Here is a 22,282-nt window from a genome sequence, read left to right as displayed (position 1 = left end):
GGCTACCAGGCCCAGCAGAATGGGCAATCCAGTGTGCAGTGCAACATAAGAAGAGAGGCAGACATGACCAGCGAGCGCATCGAGCATTATATCAATGGCCATAAGACTAATGGCGAAGCCGACCGCTATCAGGACGTCACCAACCCGGCCACCGGCCAGGTGACCGGCCGGGTCGCGCTGGCGTCCCAGGCGGACGTGGACAGCGCCGTGGCCGCCGCCCAGGCTGCCTTCCCCGCCTGGGCCGACACCCCGGCGATTCGCCGGGCGCGGGTGATGTTCAAGTTCCTGCAGCTGTTGAACGCCCACAAGGACGAGCTGGCCGAGGCGATCACCCGGGAGCACGGCAAGGTGTTCACCGATGCCCAGGGCGAGGTGGCGCGCGGTATCGATATCGTCGAGTTCGCCTGCGGCATTCCGCAACTGCTCAAGGGCGACTACACCGAGCAGGTCAGCACCGGGATCGACAACTGGACGACCCGCCAGCCGCTGGGCGTGGTCGCCGGCATCACCCCGTTCAACTTCCCGGTGATGGTGCCGATGTGGATGTTCCCGCTGGCGATCGCCGCCGGCAACAGCTTCGTGCTCAAGCCGAGCCCGCTGGATCCCAGCGCTTCGCTGATGATCGCCGACCTGCTCAAGCAGGCCGGGCTGCCGGATGGTGTCTTCAACGTGGTGCAGGGCGACAAGGACTCGGTGGAGGCGCTGATCGACCATCCCGACGTCAAGGCGCTCTCCTTCGTCGGCTCCACCCCGATCGCCAACCTGATCTATGAGCGGGGCGCCCGCCAGGGCAAGCGCATCCAGGCGCTGGGGGGCGCCAAGAACCACATGGTGGTGATGCCCGATGCCAACCTCGACAAGGCCGTCGATGCCCTGATCGGTGCGGCCTACGGCAGCGCCGGTGAGCGCTGCATGGCGATCAGCGTGGCGGTGCTGGTCGGCGACGTGGCCGACAAGATCGTGCCGCGGCTGGCCGAGCGCGCCCGCGACCTGAAGGTCAAGAATGGCCTGGAGCTAGATGCCGAGATGGGGCCCATCGTTACCGCCCAGGCGCATCAGCGCATCAATGGCTACATCGAGAAGGGCGTGGCCGAGGGCGCCGAGATGGTCGTCGATGGCCGCGACTTCGATCCGGGCACCACCGGCGAGGGCTGCGCCGACGGCTTCTGGATGGGCGGCACCCTGTTCGACCATGTCACCCCGGAGATGACCATCTACAAGGAAGAAATCTTCGGGCCGGTGCTGGCCTGCGTGCGCGTGCCGGATGTCGCCACCGCCATCCAGCTGATCAACGATCACGAGTTCGGCAACGGCGTCAGCTGCTTCACCGAGAGCGGCAGCGTGGCCCGCGAGTTCGGTCGGCGCATCCAGGTCGGCATGGTCGGCATCAACGTGCCGATCCCGGTGCCCATGGCCTGGCACGGCTTCGGTGGCTGGAAGCGCTCGATGTTCGGCGACACCCATGCATACGGCGAGGAGGGGGTGCGCTTCTACACCAAGCAGAAGTCGATCATGCAGCGCTGGTCGGATTCCATCGACGCGGGCGCCGAGTTCGCCATGCCGACGGCCAAATAACGCCTTCCTACACTGACCGACCCGTATGCCGGCCGATCGGGGGACTCCCTAGATCGACGCCCGCCACCTTCCTGGCGGGCGGGCCGGCATACTCAGCGAGAGCACGCCATGGCTGATCATTCCAACAACACCCATGCCTTCGACTACATCGTGGTGGGCGCCGGCACTGCCGGTTGCCTGCTTGCCAACCGTCTCAGTGCTGACCCAACTAACCGGGTGCTGCTGATCGAGGCCGGTGGTCGTGACAACTACCACTGGATCCACATCCCGGTGGGCTACCTCTACTGCATCAACAACCCCCGGACCGACTGGCGTTTCCGCACCGAGCCCGACCCCGGCTTGAACGGTCGCTCGCTGATCTATCCGCGGGGCAAGACCCTCGGCGGCTGTTCCAGCATCAACGGCATGCTCTATCTGCGCGGCCAGGCCCGTGACTATGACGGCTGGGCCGAGCTGACCGGTGATGACGCCTGGCGCTGGGAGAACTGCCTGCCCGACTTCATGAAGCATGAGGATCATCACCGCCTGGATGAAGGGGGCGATGCCGACGCCGCCCACCGTGACTTCCATGGCCATGGCGGCGAGTGGCGCATCGAGAAGCAGCGCCTGAAATGGCAGGTCCTGGATGATTTCGCCACCGCGGCCGTGGAGGCCGGCATCCCGCGCACCCGTGACTTCAATCGCGGCGACAACGAGGGCGTGGACTATTTCGAGGTCAACCAGCGCTCGGGCTGGCGCTGGAACACCTCCAAGGCCTTCCTGCGGGGCGTCGAGCAGCGCGGCAACCTGACCGTCTGGCACTCCACCCAGGTGATGGGGCTCGACTTTGCATCAGACGAGGGCGGCAAGCCCCGCTGTTGTGGGGTCACGGCCGAGCGTGCGGGGGAGAAGGTCGTGGCGACGGCGAGTCGCGAGGTGGTGCTATCCGCCGGTGCCATCGGCTCGCCGCAGCTGCTGCAAATCTCGGGCGTTGGTCCGCAGGCGCTGCTTGCCGAGCACGAGATCCCCGTGGTGGCCGACCTGCCCGGCGTGGGCGAGAACCTGCAGGACCACCTGCAGATCCGCTCGGTCTACAAGGTCAAGGGCGCCAAGACGCTCAATACCATGGCCAACACGCTGTTCGGCAAGGCGAAGATCGGCCTGGAATACGCCCTGAAGCGCTCCGGGCCGATGAGCATGGCGCCGTCCCAGCTGTGTGTCTTCACTCGCAGCTCCGAGGCGTACACGCACCCCAACCTCGAGTATCACGTCCAGCCGCTGAGCCTCGAGGCCTTCGGCCAGCCGCTGCATGACTTCCCGGCCATCACCGCGAGTGTCTGCAACCTCAACCCCACCAGCCGGGGCACGGTGCGCATCAAGAGCCGCGACCCTCGCCAGGCGCCGGCGATCTCCCCCAACTACCTGAGCACGCCTGAGGATCGCCAGGTCGCCGCCGACTCGCTGCGGGTCACGCGTCACATCGCCGCCCAGCCGGCCTTCGCCAAGTATGAGCCTGAGGAGGTCAAGCCGGGGGCGCAGTACCAGACCGACGACGACCTGGCGCGGCTGGCCGGCGATATCGGCACCACCATCTTCCATCCGGTGGGCACCGCCAAGATGGGCCGCGACGACGACCCCATGGCGGTGGTGGATTCCCATCTTCGCGTCAGGGGGGTGACGGGCCTGCGCGTGGTGGACGCCAGCATCATGCCCACCATCACCAGCGGCAACACCAACTCGCCGACCCTGATGATCGCCGAGAAGGCCGCGGGCTGGATCCTGACATCACAATAAATTCTGCAGGAACTTGGGAGAACACCGATGGCCACCTTTACGCAACCGGAGCTCAAGAAGGGCCCTCTCGATGGGGTGACCGTGCTCGATTTTTCTCGGGTGCTCGCCGGGCCCTATTGCACCATGGTGCTGGCCGATCTGGGGGCCCGCGTCATCAAGGTCGAGAAGATCGGCACCGGCGACGATACCCGCGAGTTCGGTCCGTTCGTCGAGGGCGAGAGCGCGTACTTCAGCTGCTTCAACCGCAACAAGGAAAGCATCGTCCTGGATATCAAGTCACCCCGCGACCGCGAGCTGCTGGAACGGTTGCTGGACGAGTCCGATGTGCTGGTCGAAAACTTCCGCCCCGGCGTGATGGATCGCCTGGGTTACGGCCCCGAGCGCCTGGCCAGGACGCATCCTCACCTGATCTATTCCTCGATCTCGGGCTTCGGCCATACCGGCCCCTTCAGCGAGCTGCCCGGCTACGACATGGTGGTACAGGCCATGGGCGGGATCATGAGCCTGACGGGATGGCCCGATGGCGAACCGTCGCGGGTGGGGACCAGCTTCGGCGACCTGAGCGCGGCGCTTTTCGCGGCGGTGGGCATCATCGCCTCGCTCTATAGCCGGACCAAGGACGCCCAGGGCACCCGCGTCGATATCGGCATGCTCGATTGCCAGGCGGCGCTGATGGAAACCGCCCTGGCGCGTTACGACATCGAGGGCAAGGTGCCCAACCGAACCGGCGATTGCCATCCCTCACTGGCGCCCTTCGAAAGCTTCAATGCCAAGGACGGCAAGCTCGTCATCGCCGCCGGCAACGATACGCTCTTCCTCCTGATGGCCGATGCCATCGGTGCGGCAAGGCTCGCCTTCGATCCCCGCTTCATCAGTAACGACCTGCGCTGCCAGAACCGCCCCGAGCTGGTCGCCGAGATGGAAAAGATCCTGACACAGCAGCCCGTCCAGCACTGGGTGGATCTGCTCAACGAGGAGGGAGTGCCCTGTTCGCCGATCAACACCATCGACAAGCTGTTCGATCACCCGCAGTTGAAGGCCCGCAACATGATCGTCCAGGTCCAGGGCAAGGCCGGCAAGCCTTTCCGGACGGCGGGAAACCCGATCAAGCTGACCGGGCGCGAGGACTTCGATAGTGATGTCCCATCCAAGGCACCGGGGCTCGGGCAACATCGAGAAGCCATCCTGGACGAACTGATGGCACGACACGGTTCCTACCATCTGCCCACGCAGCCGGACATGCACGGCGCGCAGTCCGATGTCTCTGGTACGGAGATTCCCCTACAAGACATTCGTCCTGTCACATCCAAGGCACCAGCGCCGACCCATTCGAGTGGCGAGCACAAGCCGAAGAGCGCGCAAGACCCCGCAAGAAAGGATCGCAACCAGTCGTCTCGTGGAAGGCGACAACCCAACCTGACCAAGTAACGTGATGCCTGACGAAGGGGGCAAGGTCTGCTCAGAACGCACCCCTGCCGGTTGACAGAGGGCGTCATGTCCGCTCGTCAACGGCACATAGAGTGGGCCTCCTTCGAGTTCGTATACAAGTAAAAGTCTGTTCTACCCACGGGCTAAAAAGCCAAGTAGACCGCCAAGAACAAATAGGAGTTGGAAGATGGATAAAAAAGTGGAAGCGCAAACGCAACATGTTGAGTCCTCCTCTTCTGATGAGTCGAATAACAACACTCCCGAGATGATCGTCGTGGAGCGGCGTGAGCGGGTCGGGCTCATCATCCTGAACCGGCCAAAGAGCCTGAATGCGCTCAATCGGCAATTGGCCGAAGAGACACTCTCGGTACTTCGCGAACTGGACGCCGATCCGGGCATCGGGGCGATCGTCATCACCGGCAACCCCAGGGCCTTCGCCGCCGGCGCCGATATCGAGGAGATGGCCGAGAAGTCCTTCACCGACTTCTACATGGATGACTTCCTGTCTCCCTGGGACCAGGTGCGACAGATCTCCAAACCGATCATCGCCGCGGTCGGTGGCTTTGCACTCGGCGGTGGCTGTGAACTGGCCTTGCTGTGCGACTTTATCATCGCCTCGGACGACGCCCAGTTCGGCCAGCCGGAGATCAAGTTGGGCATCCTGCCCGGTATCGGAGGGTCCCAACGCCTGGCCCGCTCGGTCGGCAAGGCGATGGCCATGGACCTGGTGCTGACCGGTCGCAACATCGGGGCCCAGGAAGCCAAGGAGATCGGTCTGGTGGCTCGGGTGGTGCCCAAAGACGAGCTGATGCAGAACGCGCTCGAGGCGGCCCATACCATCGCCGGCTACAACGCGCCAGCCGTCAAGATGGCCAAGTCCGCCGTCAATGCCGCCTTCGAGACCCCGCTCGCCGAGGGCCTGCGCCAGGAGCGCCTGCTCTTCCAGGCGGCCTTCGCGACCGAAGGACAGAAGGAGGGCATGAACGCCTTCGTCAAGAAACGCGCCCCGGTCTTTCGTCATCGGTAGGGGCTAAAGATGCCTTTAAAAGCACCTTGAAGAACAATTTCAACAATCAAGAGGTAAATCACATGAGCACGCCAAGCAAGTCAGGCGATAGCCTGGACTTCAGGGTCTTTTTGCCCTCAGTCTTCGTTATCATTGGGCTGGTGGTCCCGCTGATCATCTTCCCGGAGTCTGGGGCTGCCCTGGTCAACGCCGCTTTCGCTTTTGCGACAGGGAAGTTTGGATGGCTATATATGATCGCCGGGCTGAGTGTCGTCCTGTTTCTGATAGGGCTGGCGCTGAGTCGGTATGGAAATGTGCGTTTGGGTGGGCCTGACGACAAGCCAGAGTTTTCGTATTTCAGCTGGGTGGCGATGATCTTCGCCGGCGGGATCGGTATCGCTATCGTCAACTGGGCATGGGTAGAGCCCATTTACTATTTCACGAGTCCTCCCTTCGGTGTCGAGCCCGCGAGTGATGCCGCGGCAGAGTGGGCGCTTACCTACGGTCAGTTCCATTGGGGCTTCACGCCCTGGGCGTTCTATTGCCTGCCCGCGATTCCCATCGCCTATTCGATGTATGTCCACAACCGCCCCGGTGTCAGGCTCTCTGTCGCCTCGCGTGGTGTGCTGGGTCATCATGCCGATGGGTGGATAGGATCCATCCTCGATGCGGTCGTCGTCTTTGGCATCGTGGGTGGCGTGGGTACCTCGCTGGGTCTGGCGGTTCCGCTGGTCTCACAGCTTGCCAGTGGGCTGCTCGGCATCGAACCATCTTTCATGCTCGACGTCGGCGTCTTGCTGATCTGGACCGCGATCTTCTCTGCCAGCGTATGGTTCGGTCTGGCCAAGGGGATCCGTATCCTTTCCGATATCAATGTCTGGCTGGCCATCTTCCTGCTCGCGTTCACCTTCCTGGTGGGGGACTCGCTGTTCATGGTCGAGGGGTGGGTGAACAGTCTTGGCAACATGACGTCTCATTTCGTGGAAATGAGCCTCTGGACCGATCCGGTCGGCGATTCGAGCTTCTGGCAGGACTGGACAGTCTTCTATTGGGCATGGTGGATCGCCTACGCGCCCATGATGGGGTTGTTCGTGGCGCGCATCTCTCGTGGTCGAACCATTCGTGAACTCATCATCGCGGAGATGGTGTTTGGTGCACTGGGGTGCTGGGTGTTCTTTGCCATCTGGGGCGGCTATGCGCTCGATCTTCAGATCAGTGGTGCATTGGATGTGGCAGGTATCCTCGATGAGGGCGGCATTCCGGCAGCCGTAGAGGCCATTCTCAACACGCTGCCTCTGTCAGAGGTGGTCACGGGCGTGTTCATCCTGCTCTGCTTCATCTTCCTGGCCACTACCCTGGACAGTTCTGCCTATGTCCTGGCCTCGGTGACATCCAGAAAACTCTCCGGTTATCAAGAGCCTAAGCGCTCCATCCGCTTGACCTGGGCCTTTCTGATCGCGGGGGTGGGGGTTGCCCTGATTCAGCTCGGCGGGCTCAAGGCCGTCCAGACGTCGACCATCGTGGTGGCCCTCCCCATGATCCCGGTGCTAGGCATTCTGGTCTGGTCGTTGATCCGCTGGCTGCGGCAGGACTTCGCCAAGAAGGTGCTGGAGCCGCATCTCGTCATCGAAGACCATCGAAATTAATTGATCATGTCAGGAGGCTGAAAAGCCTCCTTTAGATCCAATAAAGCAATATCGGCGTGATAAGGAACCCCAAGATGGCGTTAAATCCCAATTCCAATCTGCCTTTGAAAGACGTCAAGGTCATCGACTTTGGACAGTTTATTGCCGGTCCGGCGGTGGCCATGATCTTGGCGGATCTGGGCGCCACCGTCGTCCATGTCGATCCTCCAGGCGGGCCTATCTGGAAATCTCCCGCCAATGCGACCCTCAATCGTAATAAACTGAGCGTATCGATCGACCTCAAACAGGAGGAGGGGCTGGAGCAGGCACTGGCGTTGATCGAAGAAGCCGATATCGTCATCGAGAGTTTCCGTCCCGGTGTGATGGCGCGCCTCGGTATCGACTTCACGGCCTTGCGGCAGGAGCGTCCCGAATTGATCACGCTGTCGATTCCTGGCTTCGCCTCCAACGACCAGCTGAGGCGTGACTGGCACGCCTTCGAAAGCGTCATTGCGGCTAATTCCGGTGTCTTCACGGATATGGGGCTCAACCGGGTATTGATGGGGGTCAATCCGTCATTCTCGCCACTGCCACTGGGTTCTGCCTACGGCACCATGTTGGCAGCATCTTCGGTCGTGCTGGCGTTGCAGGGGCGTGAGCGCACGGGGCTGGGTGATGAAATCGAAGTCCCCCTGGTCTGTGCGTTGATGGAAGGGCTGACGTATAACTCGATCAAGATCGATAACCTGCCGGAGCGCTACAAGACCCAGCGTGAGAAGGAGATCGAGCGGCGGCGTATCGAAGGCCTGCCCATGAACCTCAGCTACGATGAACTCCAGGAACTGCTGGATCCCTTTTATCGTAGCTACAAGTGCAAGGATGGCCGCATGTTCTATGTGGTCTGTCCGAGCCACAATCAGCACGCCAAGCGTTGCCTGAAGGTGCTGGGCATCTACGATGAACTGGTCGCCGAGGGCATGAACGAGGAACCGGATACCTACCGGCCGACCAGCGAATGGGCCTCCGACATGTCGCTGGGCGTCTATCCCCTGCCCAAGCACTGGGCCGATCACATCGCCGCCCGCATGAAAGAGGTCTTCATGACCCGTACCTCCAAGGAGTGGGAGAAGATCTTCGGTCGCGGCAAGTTTCCCGGTGCCCCCCAGCGCTGGCTGCAGGAATGGATTCACGATGACCATGCCGAGACGGCCGGGTTGATGGTCGAAGTGGACGACCCGGAGTTTGGCGTCATGACACAACCCGGCCCGATGGTATGGCTGCAGAGTAGCGGCACGGAGATGCTGTCGCCTACGCCTCGTCGTTGGGTCGGCTTTCAGGATGCGCTGAACGCACTGCTCAGCATCGAGACCAAGCTGCCGAGGGTGCGGGCCAAGAATGCCCGTGATGGCTGGCTGGAAGGGGTGCGTGTTCTCGACCTGTGCAACGTGATTGCTGGGCCGCACTCCGTGGCTTACCTGGCACGATTCGGGGCAGAAGTCATCAAGATCGATCCGGCCAAACCCTTCTATGACTGCTGGAATACCGTCATCTTCGGTATGTCGCACATGCGTTCCAAGCGATCCGTGCTGACCGATATCACCCAGCCGCGAGGGCGGGAGATTCTTGAGGAACTCATCCGTCAGAGTGATGTGGTGGTATGGAACGCCACCGACAAGCAGGTGGCACGCATGGGGCTGACCGAAGAGGGCATGAAGCGCCTCAATCCTCAGGCCATCTTCTGTCAGCTGGACTGTTTCAGCGGTGTACTGCCGGGGCCACGGACCAATTACCTCGGTTACGACGATCTGGTGCAGGCAACAACCGGCATCATGCTGCGCTTCGGCGGCAGCATGGACACGCCGGAAGAACATGCCCACGTCGGCACCATCGATGTCATGTGTGGCTTCGGGGCCTCGCTCGGTATTGCAACGGCACTGTATCAAAAGCTCAAGACAGGCAAGGTCGATCGCGTAAAGACCTCGCTGTCTGCCCTGAGCGGTCTGGCACAGCTGCCGTTCTGCTACGATTATGAGCGCCGCGGGTTGTTCGATGAACCGGCGGGTCGTGAGGTCAATGGTTACGATGACCTGTCGCGTTTCTACTCTGCTTCTGACGGCATCCTGCTGATCAGTGCCTATGAGTATGACCTGCCCAAATTCTCGCAGGTCGAGGGCCTGGAAGGCCTTGAGGAGGTGCCTCATGGCGAACGCGCCGCCTTTCTGGCGCCACGCTTCCTGACCATGCGCGCCCTCGACTGGGTAGAGCGCTTGCAGGCGGCCGACATCGCTGCCGCCGTCTGTGAAAACCTCGAGACGCTCCGCTCCTACAATGCGCATCCGGCAGACGACAGCACGGGGATTGACCGGGGAAGCTATTCCTTCTCTGTCTATGAGGATCACCCCAGCGGGCATGTGATCACCCAGCTCGACCCCTATGCGATCCGACCCAAGCGGGGCAGGATCTATCCGCTGGCGCCATCCGAAAAGTATGGAGCCTCTACCCGGAGCGTGCTCGAGGAGCTAGGACACTCGACCGAAGAGATCGATCGCTTGATCGAGGAGGGTGTCGTGTCTGAGAGCTGGAGCCGTGAGTACCTGCCGACCTGAAGATAGCTAGGCCCTTAGGCTGGATGACCGGTGCCGTATATGAAGCTTTTAGGGTGCGGTATCGGTCCATTATTTCTGGCGTCGAGGCCCAAACATCGCTCGGAATGCGGGATCCTTATTTTTCATTTTCATACATGGCAGCCAGACTCCTGGCTGCAACTGGAGGGCATGATGCCATTTGTCACTATCAATGTGCTTAAGGGGAAATCCAGAGATTACATCAAGGCGATTTCCGATGAGGTCAATGCGGCGGTGATCGATACCATGGGGTTTCCCGAGGATGATCGATATCAAGTGGTTAATGAGTGTGATCCTGAATGCCTTCAGCTTCAGAAGCGCGATACAGATCGTGTGATGATGCATCTGGTGATGCGAGGTGGCCAGCCGGCTCATGCCAAGAAGGAGTTCTATGCAAGAGTGGTCGAATCGCTGGCTCGTAACCCCGGTATCGACCCCGGCAACGTGATGATTACTATCACCGAGAACCGGGATATCGATTGGTCGTTCCAGGATGGGGTGGCGCAGTTCTGTCCGGAGTGAGGAGGCTGGATTTGCGCATCGGGCCCGCTTAATGCGGGCCTTTTGCTTTCTTGGCAGCCGAGTGCTCAGGATGAGGTGTGAGAAGAAATGCTCTTTGGGGCACATCAGTGGTAGGTGGTATAGGCCAGCACAATGAACTATCCGCCCATAAGGGCGGATAGGTAAGCCATCATGTCTGTTCCGACTCTGCCAAGCGCCGCCGCTGCTGCCAGCGGGCATGGGCCTCTTCGGAGTAGGTGCGCGACGGCGTTCGCTCCATGCCGGCCCCCGCCGTGCCCAGGCTCACCAGGCGCAGCAGAGAGGCCGTCGCCAGGATGACGATCAGCAGCGCCGGAAAGCCCCCCAGGTTCGATAGCATCTTGATGCCATCCACACCCACGAAGCTGGTCATGATCCAGGCCACGGCGCCGATGGTGGTACCCCACAGCACCTTGAGCGGCAGTCGACCCGCGGCATTGTCATCATCACCGTCGCCCGCCAAGGCCGTTTGACTGTCGTTGCTGCACAGCTGACTGATCGCTTCGGTGTTGGAGTCGGCGGCGGTCACGTAGGACAGGAAGGCGATCGCCAGGAAAGCCGCGGCGCTGAGACCGCCCAGGGGAAGTTCGTCGAGGAGTGCGTAGACCATGGCGCCCGGGCCATTTTCCTGCAGCAGGGCATACATGCCGCCGTCGCCCGTCAGATCCAGGTGCAGCATGCTGCCGCTGGTGACCGAGACATAGGCAATGGCAAACAGGGCGGGCGCGACCAGGTTGATCAGCATGAACTGACGCACGGTATAGCCCCGTGAAATACGGCCGAGGAAGAGCGCCGTGATCGGGGCCCACGCCATCCAGTTGGCCCAATAGAAGATGCTCCAGCTCTTTGGCCAGGGATCATCGGCCAGGGCGCCGGTGAACAGGCTCTTTTCCAGAAATTGTCCGACATAGGCGCCACTGGACTCCACGCCATAGCCGAGGATGTCACGGGTCGGTCCAAACAGGAAGATGAAGGCCATGAAGACGAAGAAGGCCCGCGCGTTGAGGGCGGAGAGCGTGGCGATGCCGCGTTGGAGCCCGCTGGCGGCCGAGGCCGTGAACAGCGTGACGATCGCCAGCGTCACGACGCCCAGGGCAAGTGGTCCCGTGCCGGTGCCCAGGAAGCGGTCGACGCCGCCGGCCAGCGTCATGACGCCGGTGCCCAGCGATGAGGCCATCCCGCAGACCAGCGCAAACAGGGCCAGGGCGTCCAGCAGGCGTCCCGGGCGTCCGATGAGGCGGTCACCCAGGATCGGTGTGAACAAGGAGCCCAGCGAGAACGGCTTGCCCATGTTGTAGTGGGCGATGGCGAACATGACCGCCGGCACGGTGTAGATGGCGTAGGGGGTGAAGGACCAGTGCAGGAACATGGTCGACAGGGAGAAGCGGGCCGCATCCAGGCTGTTGGCCGTGATATCGAGCGATGCCGGAGGGGAATGCAGATGATAGAGCGGCTCGGCGGTGGACCAGAACATGATGCCCACCGCCACGGTGGTGCACAGGGTGATCGAGAACCAGCGCCAGGCCGAGAGCATGGGCCGGGCGTGTTCACCGCCGATGCGGGTGCGCCCCAGCGGGGACAGGAAGACGATCAGGCAGGTAATCACCATGGCCAGCGAGGTCAGGGAAAAGAGCCAGCCGACATTCTCGAGAATGGCGGTGTTGAGCCTTCCCGTCACGGCGAGGAAGCCTTGCAGGTCGATGATGCTGGCAGCGACCGCCAGCATCAGAAGAATAAAGGGTGGCCAGAAGACCAGCGGTCGCATCCGATGGAACATAGCGACTCCTTTTGTTGTAGGTGAATGCAGGGCGAGGGGCAGGGAGGCCCCTGGCCGGTTGTCCTCCGGCACCATCGGGTGACGCCGGAGGACAGGCACGTCAGCCGTCGATGGCAGATCATGGGGATGAGCCGCTTCGACGACGCTCGGGCACTATTGGTAGGTGGCCTGGCTGGCACGGGTGGCGGCCAGGCGCTCCTCGTCCAACTCAAGGCCGAGGCCAGGCGACTCCGACAGGGTCAACCAGCCCTCGCCATCTGCCAGCAAGGGAGTGGTGAGCGGGAAGTCGCGCTTCTCGGGCGTCCATTCGGGCGGGTCGAAGGGATATTCCAGATAGGGGGCGCCGTCCGGGCCGATGGCGCCGGCGGTCAGGTGCAGGTTGGCGATCACGCCGATGCCGTTACCCCAGGTATGCGGCGTGAACAGCTTGCCGGCGTCGACGACCTCGCGGGCCAGCCGTGCCAGGCTCAGCATGCCCACCGAACAGACGGCGTCGGGCTGGTAGACGTCGAGACAGCCCTGGCGCAGCATTTCCCGGAACTCGTAGGGCTCACGGGTCATCTCGCCGCCGGCGATGCGCAGCGACGTTGCCTCGGCCAGCCTTGCCATGCCGGCATAGTCGCCCCGATACAGCGGCTCCTCCATCCAGTAGACCCGCTGGCGCTCGAGTTCCCGCGCCACCTCCAGCGCCTGGTCGAACTGCCAGGGCGTCTTGACGTCCCAGGGCATCCGCCAGCCCTGGTTGCAGTCGACCATCAGTTCCAGGTCGTCGCCGACGGCGCAGCGCACGGCGCCGAGCACGGCCAGGTCATCCTCCAGGCGGGGGCGACCGAAGCGCAGCTTCAAGGCCGGGATGCCGGACGCACGGACCTGCTCGGCCAGGGCCACCACTTCCTCGAGCGGGCGGTGGGTGCCGCTGGACGCATAGGCCCGCAGGCGGTTGGACACGCCGCCCATCAGGCGCCAGACCGGGGTCTCGAGGATCTTGCCGGCGAGGTCCCAGAGGGCGACCTCGAGCGGCCAGCACCGCCCGGCATGAAAGCCGATGTTGTCGATCACGCCGGCATGACGCTCCAGGTCCAGCGGGTCTTCGCCGATGAACAGATGACGAAAGTCGTCGAAGCCGTACATGACATCGCCGGATCCGATCCCTTCGCGTCCCTCGCTGTCGATCACCCGCACCAGGGTGGCCGGGAAGCGGCGGCGCGGCTGGCTGTCCCAGGCGGCGGGGAAGGGCGGGTCGAGCTCACACTGGTGGTGGCTGATCTCGATACGGGCGATGCGACTCGTCTGCCCCGGCGCCGTGAAGAGGGGGGCACGCTCGTCGTTCAATGCGTCTGTCATACCATCGTCTCCGCTTCTGTCGTGGTTGAGATGTCCTGCAGGCGTTGCCGACGGCGCTCGAAGGTGGCCACGGTCAACTCGGCCAGCGGCTGCCAGTCGCCCGGCTCCGGGATGCGGGCGGCATTGCTGGCCATCGGGGCGTTTTCCTCGGCCTGCATCACCTCGGCCAGCGCCGTGGCGTTCATTTCCAGATCCACGAAGGGCGTCAGTGCCTGATCGAAGCCGCTGGCATCGGCCAGCGCGGTGAACAGTTCAGGGAGTTCCTGCGCCTCACTGCCCGGCATCAGGGCATGGGCACCGGCGGCGAAGACGGCTTCATGGCCCTCGATGGACCAGGCGAGCGTGGCCTCGACGGCGAGCGCCACGGCCACGCCATGGGGCAGGTGATAGAGGCTGCCGAGGGCATGGCCGATGTTGTGCGCGATACCGGTGCCGCCATTGTCGATGGCCATGCCGGCCAGGCAGGCGGCCTCCTGCATCTGCTGGCGAGCCTCGAGATTCGCCGGGGCATGCACCGCCTCCGGCAGCGCCGCCCCGATCAGGCGAATCGCGGCCAGCGCCTGGCTCTCGATCAGCCGGTTGCGATTGCGGCCGGTGGTGGCTTCCAGGGCATGCACGAAGGCATCCAGCCCCGTGGCTGCGGTCAGGGGAGCCGGGAGCGAGCGCGTGAGTTCGGGATCGAGCAGCACGGCCTCGGGCAGCAGCTCGTCGCCCCAGGCCCACAGCTTGCGACCGGCGTCGTCGGCCAGGATCGAGGTCCGGGTGACCTCGCTGCCGGTGCCCGAGGTGGTCGGGACCATCACCGCCGGCGCCTTGCCGACCCAGGGGCTGCGGCCCAGCAGATAGGTCTCCATTTTCCCGGGGCTGGCGGCCAGCGCGGCCACCAGCTTGGCGATGTCCAGCGCGGTGCCGCCGCCGATGCCGAGCACCAGGGGGGCGTCGAGCTCGCGCACCACCTGCGCCGCCTGGTCGACGGTGGCCACGCTGGGCTCCCCGGCGGGGGCGATGAAGCGGATGACCTCGGCATCCTTTTCCAGCTCGGCCACATAGGGGGCCAGCATGCCGCTGGCCTCGAGTCCGGCATCGGTGATCAGCAGATAGCGCGCGGCACCCTGTTGCCGACGCAGTTCCGGCAGGCGGGCCATGCAACCCGGGCCTGCGATGACGGGGGCCTGGCGACCGTTCTCGTAGTCTTGTTGCATGCGGCGCTCCTCAGATCTCGATCCAGGTGGTCTTGAGCTCGGTGTACTTGTCGAAGGCATGCAGCGACTTGTCGCGACCCTGTCCCGACTGCTTGAAGCCGCCGAAGGGCGCATTGATGGAGGTGTGGTCGTAGCAGTTGACCCAGACGGTGCCGGCCCTCAGCGACCGGGCGGCACGATGACCGTCGCTCAGGTGGTCGGTCCAGATGGCCGCGCCGAGGCCATAGTCGGTGTCATTGGCGAGGGCGATGGCCTCGTCCAGCTCATCGACGGTGAGTACCACCAGCACCGGGCCGAAGATCTCCTCGCGGGCGACGCGCATGTCGTTGCTGACCTCGTCCAGCACCGCCGGCGTGAGGTAGTAGCCACCGCTCTCGCGGTGCACCCGCTCGCCGCCGAAGCGCAGCCTGGCGCCCTCGCGCTGGCCTTCGGCCAGGTAGTGCTGGACCTTTTCCAGCTGGGGCTCCTCGATCATGGCGCCGATCTGGTTGTCGGGGTCGAGGGGATCGCCGGGGGCGAGCTTCTGCGCCCAGGCTTCCAGGCGCTCCAGCAGGGCCTCCTTGATCTGGCGATCGACGATCAGCCGGGTCCCGGCATGGCAGGTCTGGCCCTGGTTGTACCAGACGCCATAGGCCACATACATGGCGATCTTGTCCAGGTCCTCGACGTCTCGAGTGACGATGTGGGGGCTCTTGCCGCCACACTCGAGGCCGATCCGCTTCATGTTGGATTCCGCCGAATAGGCCAGGAAGCGCTTGCCGATCTCGGTGGAACCGGTGAAGCCCACCGCATCGATGTCCATGTGCCGGCCGAGGGCTTCGCCGGCCTCGTGGCCCAGGCCGGTGATCACCTGGAAGGCGCCGTCGGGAATGCCTGCCTCACTGGCCAGCGCGGCAACCCGCAGGGTGGCGAGGCTGGATTGTTCGGCGGGCTTGAGGATCAGCGAGTTGCCGGCGCCCAGGGCGGGACCGATCTTCCAGCCGGCGATGATCAGGGGATAGTTCCAGGGCACCACGGCGGCGACCACGCCGACCGGCTCACGGTCGATCATGCAGACGCTGGATGGCCCGTTGGGGGCGGTCTCGCCGTAGAGCTTGTCGAGGGCTTCGGCGTAGTAGCGCAGGCCACCGACCAGCCCCGGCACATCGACGCTGGTGGTCTGGGAGATTGGCTTGCCCGTTTCCAGGGTCTCGAGCAGGGCGATCTCGTCCGCGTGGTGCTCGATCAACTGCGCCCAGGCCAGCATCCTGGCCTTGCGCTCGGCCGGCGGCAGGTCGCGCCAGGTGCCGGCATTGAACGTCGCGCGGGCGTGGGCGACGGCGCGGTCGACGTCCTCGGCCTGGCAGGCGGCGACACGGGTGAGGGTCTCGCCGGTGGCCGGGTTGTCGGCCGTGAAGGTGGCACCACCGGCGGCATCGCAGAACCCGCCGCCCAGATAGGCCTGGTGGGGCAGGGTCAGGGTGTTGGCGAGGTGTTGCCAATCGGTCAAGGAGCGCTCGCTCATCGTGTCGTTCTCCCTAGGATATTGACGGATGAGGCATCCTAGGGGCGTGCCCGACGGCGAAACAAACGACCTTTATGCAGCGACACCATTCATAAAAGTCATGGGTGGTGCGTTATTCTACCCTCCTACTCGATAAAAATTGCCACTTCACGACTTTTTATAGGGGGAGCCATGCAGCGAGCCTTGCCACCTCTCAATGCGCTCAAGGCCTTCGAGGCCGCCGCCCAGTGCCTGAGCTTCACCCAGGCGGCGGCGCGCCTGTGCGTGACGCAGAGTGCCGTGAGCCGTCAGGTGAAGTTGCTGGAGGAGCAGCTGGGGGTCGTCCTGTTCGATCGTCGCGGAGGCCAGCTGAAGCTGACCGCCGCCGGGCATCAATTATTGCCGGTGCTGCGCCAATCCTTCGACCGCATCGCCTGGACCGTGGGAGGGCTGGCCGATCAGCAGACGCTGTCGCGACTGAGCCTCAACGTGCCCCCGACCTTCGCCAGTCGCTGGCTGGTGCCGAGACTGGGCCGCCTCAAGGCGCTGCATCCCTCGCTCGAACTGTCGATCACGACTCGCTTCGAGGATGAGCTCCTGGAGCGCAATGAACTGGACGGGGCGATTCGCTTCGGCGCCGGCGAGTGGTCGGATATCGATGCCGAGCTGCTGCTCCAGGAAACGCATGTGGCGGTCTGCGCGCCCCACCTGCTCGAGGGGCGGCGCGGCAGCGAAGTGGATCTGACCCGACACACCCTGCTGCATGTGCTGCGTGACGATAACCGCTTCCATACCTGGGAGCACTGGCTACAGGCGGCGGGCATCGACGGTGTGGAGACGAGCGGAGGCATGGCCTTCGACGTGCTGGAGCTGGCCATTCAGGCGGCCATCAACGGGGTCGGGGTCACGGTGGCCGATCGGCACATGATCGGTCGCGAGCTGAGGCGTGGGGATTTGGTGCAGCTACTGGATGTGGAGGTCACCGGCCATCAGTCCTACTGGCTGGTGACGCGCCATGAGCAGCAGGAATCCACCAACATGGCGCTGTTTCGTCGCTGGCTGCGGCAGGAGATACACGACCCGCCGTCCGGATTCTCCGACCACGAGTGATGGCGCAAGCGGGCCATAAGGTGCAGTTCCAGTTGTGTCTCGTAGGTGGTGCCAGGCAAGACAAGCGATGCATCTTATGCTCTTGGTCTACCTATCGGCTTACTCGCCGGAGCTGAATCTGATTGAAATTCTGTAGCGGCAGATGAAGTACGCATGATTGCCTACCTACCGTTTGATCGCCTCTGTAGCTAGACCTATTGTCTACTCGGTGATCATGCGATTAATTTTGAATGGACACTTATTGTTGGAAATTCCTGGTGTCTTTAACGCTCGACTTGCAACGAGCTTGTAAAGCGCTTTCTATATTCACGGGGAGAGACCTCCAGGTGGCGTTCGAAAGCAAGTAAAAGGCCATCTGATGTGTCGTATCCGCACCAGTTGGCGATTCTTGAAATCGGTTCGTGAGTGCTTTCAAGGTAATGCCGTGCTCGATCTACTCGACGTTGCTCAATGAAGCGACCCGGAGGAATACCCACTCTTTCTCGAAATTTTCGGTTGAAGCTCCTCAGGCTAAGATTGAAGTGATCAGCGAGTTTTTCAAGGCGCAAGTCACCTTCAAGATGATCCACGATATATTGCACGAAGGGATCCGCGGGGGGATCAAAATCGTGGGGAGCCGTTTGGGCATGGAATTGAGCCTGGTTGCCGGGACGCTTCATGAACATCACCATCGCCTGAGCAACCCTTCGTGCCAATTCGGAGCCGAGATCTTCTTCAATCAATGCGATAGCGAGATCTATAGCAGCCGTGACGCCAGCCGCCGTATAAACACCGTCATCCCTGATATACATACATTCCGGATGAAGTTTGACCTTGGGGTACCGGTTCCGGAAGTCGTTAGCCGCGGCCCAGTGCGTGGTGGCTGAATTTCCATCGAGAAGCCCCGCCTCAGCCAGGATGAACGCGCCGGTACAGGCACTGACGGTGCGGCGAACGCGCGGTGCCATCATCCTGATCCAGTCAATGAAGTCGGTGTCATTTAGGCATTCATCGTCATCATCGGCAGCCTGGACGATCAGTGTGTCCACTGCGCCCTCGAGCTCATCATAGGCGTTGGATGCCACGATGCTGAGCCCTTGGACGTTGTAAATCGTTCCCTTTCCACGTGATACGACTTCCACCTGATAGGCGGGAGGTTGACCGGCCTGTTCCAAAAAGAACGTCGTTTCTGAAAAAGTTCTTATAAAATCAATGTATTCCAAAGAAGAAGAGGCATGGTTGGTGACAATGACGACCCGTCGTGGGAAGCCCTCTCTATTCAACGTGGTTTGTAGCGTGGGAACTTGGTAGTGAGGCATGGGCAATCCAAAGGGGGGAGCAAGATGGCACGATCGTCGGGATATCTGTCATTGTGACACGGCTTTGACAGTTACACCATCTAGGATTGAAAAACGCAGTTACTGAGAGGGCGAGAAATGCCGACACAGCTGGAGAAAGCTCAGACAATGAAGGCCCTTCACGAAGGTTCTGAGACCTTCCTGATACCAGGGCCGTGGGATGTTGCCTCGGCGCGCGTATTCGAGGCACTCGGGTTTCAGGCGCTGGCCACGACGAGTGGTGGGCTGGCGTACGCCCTGGGCAAGCTTGATGGGGAAGTCACTCTCGATGAGAAGCTGGCCCATTGCCGCGCTCTTTCAGAGGCCACCCAGATCCCGATCACGGCCGATTTGGAGAATGGCTACTCTCACCACCCGGACGGTGTTGCGGAAACGATTCGCCGGATTGCAGAAACGGGCGTCGTTGGTGGGTCTATAGAGGACTGGAGTGGTGAGGGCATCTACGACTTCAACCATGCTGTCGAACGGATCGAGGCAGCGGTCGAGGCTGCGAGGACGCTCGATATTCCGTTTGCCGTCATTGGCCGCTGTGAGAATTTGCTTCGCGGGAAGAATGACATGGACGACACCATTCGCCGCTTGAAAGCCTATGAAGCTGCAGGCGCTGATGTCTTGTTTGCTCCCGGTTTGCGCACGGCAGAGGAAGTCAAAGCGGTGGTGAATGAGATCAAGACTCCGTTGAGCGTTGTGGCAATGTCGCCCGATCTCTCGGTTGCCAAGCTGGCCGAGGCGGGCGCAAGAAGGGTAAGTATCGGGGGCGCTATGGCGATGGCTGCCTATGCTGCACTGATCGAGGGGGCGCTTGAGATGAAGGAAAAGGGCACTTTCGATTGGATGAAAAAGCTCTCATTGGAAAACGCCATAGAACCGCTGCTAACGTCACACCGTTGAGTCGGAGCGTGCCATAAACCCTCACGCATTTTTCGGCGCTTTGTCGTTGACGCCAATAATTTCGACGACGCTTATCCTGGCGGAGGCATTTACGGGTTTAGCGACCGCTGAGAAGTTCAAATGGGGCCGGTTGAATTGATACTGCAGACCACATTCTGGAATTGGAACGCATGACCTCGAGGCTATTTGCGACGGGGGATGTGGACAAGATGATGGAATACATGGCTGAAGACGTGAAGCTCATTAACCCGGGAGCGGCACTTCTTGTTGGTAATCACCACGAAAAAGAAGGCCTGGAGGAGGCCAGGGACACCGAAGGCTTGGACATGTCATTCGAACCGACGGGTGCCGAGATTAGCTCATCCGGTGACATGGCCTTCGCCTACGGTGAAACTTCCGGACGGAAGCCAGCAGACAGAAAAATATGTCACTATCTGGAGGAAGAAGCACGGCAAGTGGCAGGTCGTTCTGCAAGCAAGAAATGCAAATGAGTAAGCCAAAACGCAGTCGTTTAACTCACCCAAAAGGATCCCATATGACCAGGCCCGTCCGTGTGGATATTGTGTCTGACGTCGTCTGCCCCTTCTGTGTTATTGGATATCATCAGTTGGCATGTGCGTCGACCCAAGCTGACATTCCCATCGAGGTTTATTGGCATCCGTTTGAGCTGAACCCTCAAATGAAGTCTGGTGGGGAGAACCTGATCCAGCATATGGTAGAAAATTACGGGGTCTCTGCCGACGAGACGCGTCACTTGCGAAAGAACCTGGCGGACATGGGGCATGATCTCGGCTTCTCCTTCAATTTTACTGACGAAATGCGTTTGATGAACACATTTCAGGCGCATCAAATGATCGAGTGGGCCTCAGAACAGGGTTTTGGCCTCGAAATGACGTTGGAAATCTTCAAGTCGTATTTCACCTTCGGTGAAAACCTCGACGAAAGAGATGTCCTGGTTGCTGCCGTTGAACGGGCAGGTCTCAATCCTGAGTCTGCTTCGGGCGTACTGCAATCAGGAAGCCATGCCGAGATTGTCAAAGAGCATGAAGCGTTTGGAAAATCTCTTGGTATTTCCGGTGTTCCGACCATGCTTTTCGAGCATGAGCATTTGATCAGCGGTGTCCAGGGAGTGGAAGCGTATGCTCGTACCCTGGAGCGAATGATAGAATGCCGAGTAGCTTAACACCTGTTAAGAGCTTTCACGATATAATAGGCCTGTAAAGGGAAGCCGTCATGATCGCCCATGCCCATCTGCACGTCAGTGACTACGAGGCGTCCAAAGCTTTTTACACAAAGGTGCTCGCCACTCTTGGCTACACGAACAACATGGAGTTTGGTCAGGCTGCAGGTTTTTTCGACGGAAAAAATACTGATCTCTGGGTTCTGAAGGAGGACGTCGTTCCGACGCATCTGGCCTTCGAGGCTAAGTCCAAGGAAGAGGTTCGTGCCTTTTATGAAACCGCCTTGGCCGAGGGGGCGACGGACAACGGTGGTCCCGGTTATCGCGAGGACTACTGGGCAGGCTATTACGCGGCTTTCGTTATCGACCCGGACGGTCACAATATTGAGGCGGCTTATTGGGACTATGAGAAAGCTGGTGAAAAAGGGCCTGAGTAACCATGACAACGATGGATGACGGAAAGATCTCCTACGATGAGGAGATGAAGATCGACGCCAAGACCTGGAACCCGTTTACCGGGTGTACGAAAGTTTCTCCGGGTTGTAAGCACTGCTACGCAGAAACCATCGCCCAGAAACTACATAAATGGGGCACGTCGGGCTACGAAAACGGCTTCGAGTTTACGATTCACCCGGACCGCATAGAAAAAGCAGCGCCCCTGAAGCGCAAGAAGCCGACGTTCTACTTCATCAACTCCATGAGCGACATCTTTCACGAAGATGCGGATGATGCGAGCATCGATCAGGTGATGGATGTTGTCAGAAAAGCACACTGGCATGTGTTCTACATTCTGACCAAGCGAAGCCAAAACATGCGAGCGTATTTCGACAGGCGAGAGGCTCCCGAAAATCTGTGGGCGGGAGTGACTGTTGAAGACCGGAAGTATGGCCTCCCGCGCCTTGAAGATCTCAAGAAAACAAGGGTGAGGAACAAGCATATCTGTTGTGAGCCTCTCCTGGGTGATCTTGGTGAGCTGGACCTGTCTGGCATACGGCTTGTGGTAGGCGGCGGAGAAAGTGGACCAGAGGCTCGGCGCGCGATGCCCGAATGGGTAAGTTCTCTCCGAGATCAATGCCTTGCCCAGAACGTCCATCTGTATTGGAAACAATGGGGAACCTATGGACCTGATGGTTCTCGCAGCAGCAAAAGCCGAACGGGGCACTTGATTGAAGGAAAGTCGTATCTTTCCATTCCCGACGAGCTTGCACTATGACGAATTTGGCTGCGGACATGTTCCCTGAATAGCCCTGTAAGTTCAGAGAAATCAATATCTCAATTTTCTCCTTCGAGAAGCCGGCTCTCGCGACGCGCGATAGCAATGGTAGTAGGGCCCCAGCCGCGAACGTTGCGACCTGAAGGCTCATCGAATGGGAGGCGCCCCTCGTCG

18 protein-coding genes and 1 pseudogene are annotated in these 22,282 nt (G+C 61.2%); 14 read left to right on the top strand and 5 right to left on the bottom strand.

Annotated elements, in window-relative coordinates; translation table 11 throughout:
- Positions 1–63: 63 nt before the first annotated feature.
- The 7 genes from FIU88_RS11065 to FIU88_RS11035 all read left to right on the top strand — a co-directional run bounded on the left by FIU88_RS11065 (position 64) and on the right by FIU88_RS11035 (position 10,553).
- Positions 64–1,575, top strand: coding sequence for a CoA-acylating methylmalonate-semialdehyde dehydrogenase (locus FIU88_RS11065; RefSeq protein WP_152479277.1), 1,512 nt, complete (start codon positions 64–66; stop codon positions 1,573–1,575).
- Positions 1,576–1,683: 108 nt separating this feature from the next.
- Positions 1,684–3,348, top strand: coding sequence for a GMC family oxidoreductase (locus tag FIU88_RS11060; protein ID WP_152479276.1), 1,665 nt, complete (start codon positions 1,684–1,686; stop codon positions 3,346–3,348).
- Between the two features lie 27 nt (positions 3,349–3,375).
- Entirely contained in the window at positions 3,376–4,776 is a 1,401-nt protein-coding gene (locus FIU88_RS11055; RefSeq protein ID WP_253742515.1) for a CaiB/BaiF CoA-transferase family protein, read from the top strand.
- Positions 4,777–5,041: 265 nt separating this feature from the next.
- Entirely contained in the window at positions 5,042–5,803 is a 762-nt protein-coding gene (locus FIU88_RS11050) for an enoyl-CoA hydratase-related protein (RefSeq protein WP_152480217.1), read from the top strand.
- A gap of 62 nt (positions 5,804–5,865) precedes the next feature.
- A complete protein-coding gene (locus FIU88_RS11045) occupies positions 5,866–7,428 on the top strand; it encodes a BCCT family transporter (RefSeq protein WP_152479275.1) in 1,563 nt (520 codons plus the stop codon).
- Between the two features lie 74 nt (positions 7,429–7,502).
- Positions 7,503–10,013 carry a CoA transferase gene (locus tag FIU88_RS11040; protein WP_152479274.1) on the top strand — a complete coding sequence of 837 codons (2,511 nt, stop codon included), beginning with the start codon at positions 7,503–7,505 and terminating at the stop codon, positions 10,011–10,013.
- Between the two features lie 39 nt (positions 10,014–10,052).
- On the top strand, positions 10,053–10,553 hold the full coding sequence (locus tag FIU88_RS11035) for a tautomerase family protein (RefSeq protein WP_253742814.1): 501 nt from the start codon (positions 10,053–10,055) through the stop codon (positions 10,551–10,553).
- A gap of 169 nt (positions 10,554–10,722) precedes the next feature.
- Here FIU88_RS11035 and FIU88_RS11030 read toward each other — a convergent pair whose 3' ends face one another.
- From FIU88_RS11030 to FIU88_RS11015, 4 genes are all read right to left on the bottom strand, one after another.
- Positions 10,723–12,348 (bottom strand): BCCT family transporter, encoded by a 1,626-nt coding sequence (locus FIU88_RS11030; RefSeq protein WP_152479273.1) that lies wholly within the window; start codon positions 12,346–12,348, stop codon positions 10,723–10,725.
- A gap of 153 nt (positions 12,349–12,501) precedes the next feature.
- On the bottom strand, positions 12,502–13,692 hold the full coding sequence (locus FIU88_RS11025) for a mandelate racemase/muconate lactonizing enzyme family protein (RefSeq protein WP_152479272.1): 1,191 nt from the start codon (positions 13,690–13,692) through the stop codon (positions 12,502–12,504).
- A complete protein-coding gene (locus FIU88_RS11020) occupies positions 13,689–14,894 on the bottom strand; it encodes an iron-containing alcohol dehydrogenase (RefSeq protein ID WP_152479271.1) in 1,206 nt (401 codons plus the stop codon). Before FIU88_RS11020 ends, FIU88_RS11025 begins: the two co-directional genes overlap by 4 nt.
- Before the next feature lie 10 nt (positions 14,895–14,904).
- The gene (locus FIU88_RS11015) at positions 14,905–16,398 is read right to left on the bottom strand and encodes an aldehyde dehydrogenase (protein WP_152479270.1); all 1,494 of its coding nucleotides are present in this window, start codon (positions 16,396–16,398) and stop codon (positions 14,905–14,907) included.
- A 171-nt stretch (positions 16,399–16,569) separates the two neighbouring features.
- Between FIU88_RS11015 and FIU88_RS11010 the strand changes: the two genes are divergently transcribed.
- Together FIU88_RS11010 and FIU88_RS11005 are read left to right on the top strand one after the other, a co-directional pair.
- Complete coding sequence (locus FIU88_RS11010) at positions 16,570–17,487, top strand: LysR substrate-binding domain-containing protein (protein WP_152479269.1); 918 nt, start codon at positions 16,570–16,572, stop codon at positions 17,485–17,487.
- 70 nt (positions 17,488–17,557) lie between these two features.
- Positions 17,558–17,679 (top strand): annotated as a pseudogene (locus FIU88_RS11005) (IS630 family transposase); the annotation flags it as partial.
- A gap of 71 nt (positions 17,680–17,750) precedes the next feature.
- Here the strand turns inward: FIU88_RS11005 and FIU88_RS11000 are convergent.
- Positions 17,751–18,785 (bottom strand): GlxA family transcriptional regulator, encoded by a 1,035-nt coding sequence (locus FIU88_RS11000; protein ID WP_152479268.1) that lies wholly within the window; start codon positions 18,783–18,785, stop codon positions 17,751–17,753.
- A gap of 117 nt (positions 18,786–18,902) precedes the next feature.
- On the opposite strand from FIU88_RS11000, the gene FIU88_RS10995 reads away from it, so the two are divergent.
- From FIU88_RS10995 to FIU88_RS10975, 5 genes are all read left to right on the top strand, one after another.
- The gene (locus tag FIU88_RS10995; RefSeq protein WP_152479267.1) at positions 18,903–19,715 is read left to right on the top strand and encodes an isocitrate lyase/phosphoenolpyruvate mutase family protein; all 813 of its coding nucleotides are present in this window, start codon (positions 18,903–18,905) and stop codon (positions 19,713–19,715) included.
- 161 nt (positions 19,716–19,876) lie between these two features.
- Entirely contained in the window at positions 19,877–20,206 is a 330-nt protein-coding gene (locus tag FIU88_RS10990) for a nuclear transport factor 2 family protein (RefSeq protein ID WP_301339536.1), read from the top strand.
- A gap of 44 nt (positions 20,207–20,250) precedes the next feature.
- Positions 20,251–20,898 (top strand): DsbA family protein, encoded by a 648-nt coding sequence (locus tag FIU88_RS10985; protein ID WP_152479265.1) that lies wholly within the window; start codon positions 20,251–20,253, stop codon positions 20,896–20,898.
- A 50-nt stretch (positions 20,899–20,948) separates the two neighbouring features.
- On the top strand, positions 20,949–21,332 hold the full coding sequence (locus FIU88_RS10980) for a VOC family protein (RefSeq protein ID WP_152479264.1): 384 nt from the start codon (positions 20,949–20,951) through the stop codon (positions 21,330–21,332).
- Positions 21,333–21,334: 2 nt separating this feature from the next.
- A complete protein-coding gene (locus FIU88_RS10975) occupies positions 21,335–22,108 on the top strand; it encodes a DUF5131 family protein (RefSeq protein ID WP_152479263.1) in 774 nt (257 codons plus the stop codon).
- Positions 22,109–22,282: the final 174 nt, after the last annotated feature.

Origin of the sequence: Halomonas sp. THAF12, from assembly GCF_009363675.1 — a bacterium.
Classification (GTDB): Bacteria; Pseudomonadota; Gammaproteobacteria; order Pseudomonadales; family Halomonadaceae; genus Halomonas; species Halomonas smyrnensis.
This window is presented reverse-complemented; position numbering and strand designations above follow the sequence as displayed.

Bases quoted from the DNA above. Each gene is read 5' to 3' on its own strand.
- FIU88_RS11065 (WP_152479277.1), top strand. From the start codon at position 64: ATGACCAGCGAGCGCATCGAGCATTATATCAATGGCCATAAGACTAAT.
- FIU88_RS11060 (WP_152479276.1), top strand. From the start codon at position 1,684: ATGGCTGATCATTCCAACAACACCCATGCCTTCGACTACATCGTGGTG.
- FIU88_RS11055 (WP_253742515.1), top strand. From the start codon at position 3,376: ATGGCCACCTTTACGCAACCGGAGCTCAAGAAGGGCCCTCTCGATGGG.
- FIU88_RS11050 (WP_152480217.1), top strand. From the start codon at position 5,042: ATGATCGTCGTGGAGCGGCGTGAGCGGGTCGGGCTCATCATCCTGAAC.
- FIU88_RS11045 (WP_152479275.1), top strand. From the start codon at position 5,866: ATGAGCACGCCAAGCAAGTCAGGCGATAGCCTGGACTTCAGGGTCTTT.
- FIU88_RS11040 (WP_152479274.1), top strand. From the start codon at position 7,503: ATGGCGTTAAATCCCAATTCCAATCTGCCTTTGAAAGACGTCAAGGTC.
- FIU88_RS11035 (WP_253742814.1), top strand. From the start codon at position 10,053: ATGAAGCTTTTAGGGTGCGGTATCGGTCCATTATTTCTGGCGTCGAGG.
- FIU88_RS11030 (WP_152479273.1), bottom strand. From the start codon at position 12,348: ATGTTCCATCGGATGCGACCGCTGGTCTTCTGGCCACCCTTTATTCTT.
- FIU88_RS11025 (WP_152479272.1), bottom strand. From the start codon at position 13,692: ATGACAGACGCATTGAACGACGAGCGTGCCCCCCTCTTCACGGCGCCG.
- FIU88_RS11020 (WP_152479271.1), bottom strand. From the start codon at position 14,894: ATGCAACAAGACTACGAGAACGGTCGCCAGGCCCCCGTCATCGCAGGC.
- FIU88_RS11015 (WP_152479270.1), bottom strand. From the start codon at position 16,398: ATGAGCGAGCGCTCCTTGACCGATTGGCAACACCTCGCCAACACCCTG.
- FIU88_RS11010 (WP_152479269.1), top strand. From the start codon at position 16,570: ATGCAGCGAGCCTTGCCACCTCTCAATGCGCTCAAGGCCTTCGAGGCC.
- FIU88_RS11000 (WP_152479268.1), bottom strand. From the start codon at position 18,785: ATGCCTCACTACCAAGTTCCCACGCTACAAACCACGTTGAATAGAGAG.
- FIU88_RS10995 (WP_152479267.1), top strand. From the start codon at position 18,903: ATGCCGACACAGCTGGAGAAAGCTCAGACAATGAAGGCCCTTCACGAA.
- FIU88_RS10985 (WP_152479265.1), top strand. From the start codon at position 20,251: ATGACCAGGCCCGTCCGTGTGGATATTGTGTCTGACGTCGTCTGCCCC.
- FIU88_RS10980 (WP_152479264.1), top strand. From the start codon at position 20,949: ATGATCGCCCATGCCCATCTGCACGTCAGTGACTACGAGGCGTCCAAA.
- FIU88_RS10975 (WP_152479263.1), top strand. From the start codon at position 21,335: ATGACAACGATGGATGACGGAAAGATCTCCTACGATGAGGAGATGAAG.